Annotated in this window: 3 protein-coding genes; all 3 read right to left on the reverse strand. The window is 60.9% G+C overall.

The window, feature by feature from the left end:
- Nucleotides 1–88: 88 nt before the first annotated feature.
- The 3 genes from tnpC to tnpA are packed head-to-tail and all read right to left on the reverse strand — an operon-like array spanning nt 89 to nt 2,454.
- Complete coding sequence (gene tnpC / locus QCE69_RS39240) at nt 89–1,675, reverse strand: IS66 family transposase (RefSeq protein ID WP_097189534.1); 1,587 nt, start codon at nt 1,673–1,675, stop codon at nt 89–91.
- A gap of 30 nt (nt 1,676–1,705) precedes the next feature.
- Entirely contained in the window at nt 1,706–2,050 is a 345-nt protein-coding gene (tnpB, locus tag QCE69_RS39245) for an IS66 family insertion sequence element accessory protein TnpB (protein WP_087633492.1), read from the reverse strand.
- A complete protein-coding gene (gene tnpA / locus QCE69_RS39250) occupies nt 2,047–2,454 on the reverse strand; it encodes an IS66-like element accessory protein TnpA (RefSeq protein ID WP_244195373.1) in 408 nt (135 codons plus the stop codon). Before tnpA ends, tnpB begins: the two co-directional genes overlap by 4 nt.
- Between the last annotated feature and the right edge of the window lie 84 nt (nt 2,455–2,538).

A 2,538-nucleotide genomic window follows, 5' to 3' on the forward strand; every position in this document is an offset into this window, starting at 1 on the left:
GTCGTATGCGTCGCGCCAGGGCCGTTGAGAATTCTTTGGACAAGCGTCGGAGAATGCGGCAGGCTAAGCCTGCCGCAGGCAGAAGGGATCAACCCAATGAAGGTGCAGATGGGAGCAGGTGCTCCGCGACGTTCCAGGGCAACAGTTCGTCGATGCGGTTGGCCTGGTGATCGGCAATGTGCGTAAGTACATATTCCAGGTAGGCGCGTGGGTTGATGCCATTCATCTTGCACGAGCCGATCAAGCTATACATTGCGGCGGCTCGCTCGCCACCGCTGTCAGAGCCAGCGAACATGAAATTGCGCCGGCCGAGGGCCACGCAGCGCAAAGCATTTTCGGCGAGTACGTTGCTGATTTCGACGCGGCCGTCATCACAGAACAATGTGAGCCCGTCCCAGCGGTTCAGAGAGTAGTTGATCGCTTCGACCAGCGGTGCCTTTGGCCAAAGCGTCGCAAGTTTCTCCCTCATCGACGTCTCGAGGGCCGCGAGCAATGGGGTGCTCTTTTCTTGCCTGACGCGTCGTCGCTCATCCGGCGGTTTGCCGCGGATATCAGCCTCGATTCCGTAAAACTCGCCAATCATGTCGAGCCATTGCTTCGTGGTGTCCGACGGGGCTGTCTCATGCACGTTGAATACGTATCGGCGCGCATGATCCCAGCAAAATGCCAGACGAACTTTGCCGCCTTCGTGCAACTCGTTGAAGCCGGCATAGCCATCCGCCTGAAGGATGCCTTCGAATCCGGCAAGATGGGTCTGGGGGTGAATGCCTTTGCGGTCCGGCGAGTACGCGAACCAGACAGCAGCGGGGTCGCGCGAACCGGAGCGGCGATCATCGCGCACGTAGACCCACAATCGACCGGTCTTGGTCTTTTTGTTCCCAGGCGCGAGCACCGGGATCGGCGTGTCGTCCGCGTGGAGCTTCGCAGTCGCCATTGTGTAGCGACGCAGGGCTTCAGTCAGCAGCCGACAGAGTTCTTCGCATTGCCCGACCCAGCGTGCCATGGTGGCCCGATCGAGACGAACGCCGTCGCGCGCTGCGATCTCGGATTGCCGATACAGCGGCGTGTGATTTGCATACTTGGCAACGATGATCTCGGCCAGCAAGCTCGGATGCGCGATGCTGCGCTCGATCGGCAGCCCCGGCATGGGAGGTTGCGCGATATGGCCGCAACCGGTGCAGATCCGCTTGCGACGGATAGTGCGGATGACCTTGAACATCGCCGTGACGCGCGCGAGCTGCTCAGACACATCCTCGCCGAGCAACTCCATGGCGTTGTTGCACTTCGGGCAGATCGAATCGGGCTCGAGCTCGTGCTCTTCGCGTGGCAGATGGGACGCCAAGGCTTCCTTCGGGGATGCTGCAGATACGCCCGAGCTCGATGCACGAGCGCGCGCGCGGCGAACATCGGCAACGCCGCTGCCCGCTGCCAGATCCTCGAGTTGGGTTTCGAGCCGATCGATCTGCCGCTCCAACTGCTCGGATTTACGACCGAAGTGCATGCGCCTGAGCTTGTCGATCTGCGCTTTCAGGCGTTCGATTTGCTGGTCCCGTTCGACAATCTCCCGGTCGCGTTCGGCGATCTCCTGCTGCATCTTTGCGATCGATGCCTGCTGCTCGAGCACCAGGGCGTGGAGCTCGGCAACGGTTTGCGGAAGCGGCGCATGATCGGGCATGCGCCGCAGTTTACGAGCCTTCGATGCGGTTTACAACATCGACAATGCGGCCGTGCGACGGGGCTGCCGCCAATCGATGCCTTCCAGCAACATCGACAGCTGTGCCGACGTCAGAAAGATCTTGCCGCCATCCGCCTGGGGCCAAATAAACCGCCCATGCGAAAGCCGCTTCGCGAGAAGCCATAGTCCGTCATCGGTTGCCCATAGAATTTTTACGAGATCGCCGCGACGTCCCCGAAAAATGAACACGTCGCCGCCGAGCGGATTCTCTTCGAGTGCCGATTGCACCTTCGCGGCAAGAGCCGGGAAACCACTACGCATGTCGGTGACGCCTGCGGCGATCCAGATGCGAGTGCCAGCCGGCAGGCCGATCATCGGGACAGCTCCCGAATCAGCAGCCGCAGCATATCCGGCGACACGTTACCGCGAATGCGCAAGCGTGCACGGTCAAATTCGATCTCGCAGGCGTCCTCCGACACGGCTTCGCGGACCGGCATCGAGGCCTCGGCTTCCGGGACAATGCTGACTGGAAGTAACGATGCAACGTCACCATCGGGTTCCTGTCTGGCAGGCCCCGGACGCGGCGCCCCAAATGCACCCTGAAGATACTGGCGACGCCATCTGAACAGCAGGTTGGTGTTTATGTCGTTGCGACGCGCGACCAGGGATACAGACGCCCCGGACTCGAACGTCTGTTCGACCAGCTGTCGTTTGAATTCGCGCGCAAAGTTGGGGCGCTTGCCCGGTGCCTCGCACTTGCTATCCACAATCTCGGCCACTTTGGTTCCCGTCAAAACATTTAGTGGGAACCAAATTACCCCCGTTCACTGCTGCCCGGAGAACGGCCGACGTGAGACGCATAC

The sequence above is a fragment of the Caballeronia sp. LZ032 genome (assembly GCF_031451315.1).
Classification (GTDB): Bacteria; Pseudomonadota; Gammaproteobacteria; order Burkholderiales; family Burkholderiaceae; genus Caballeronia.

Excerpts from the sequence above, each read along its gene's own strand:
- tnpB (WP_087633492.1), bottom strand. The coding sequence starts at position 2,050 with ATGATCGGCCTGCCGGCTGGCACTCGCATCTGGATCGCCGCAGGCGTC.
- tnpC (WP_097189534.1), bottom strand. The coding sequence starts at position 1,675 with ATGCCCGATCATGCGCCGCTTCCGCAAACCGTTGCCGAGCTCCACGCC.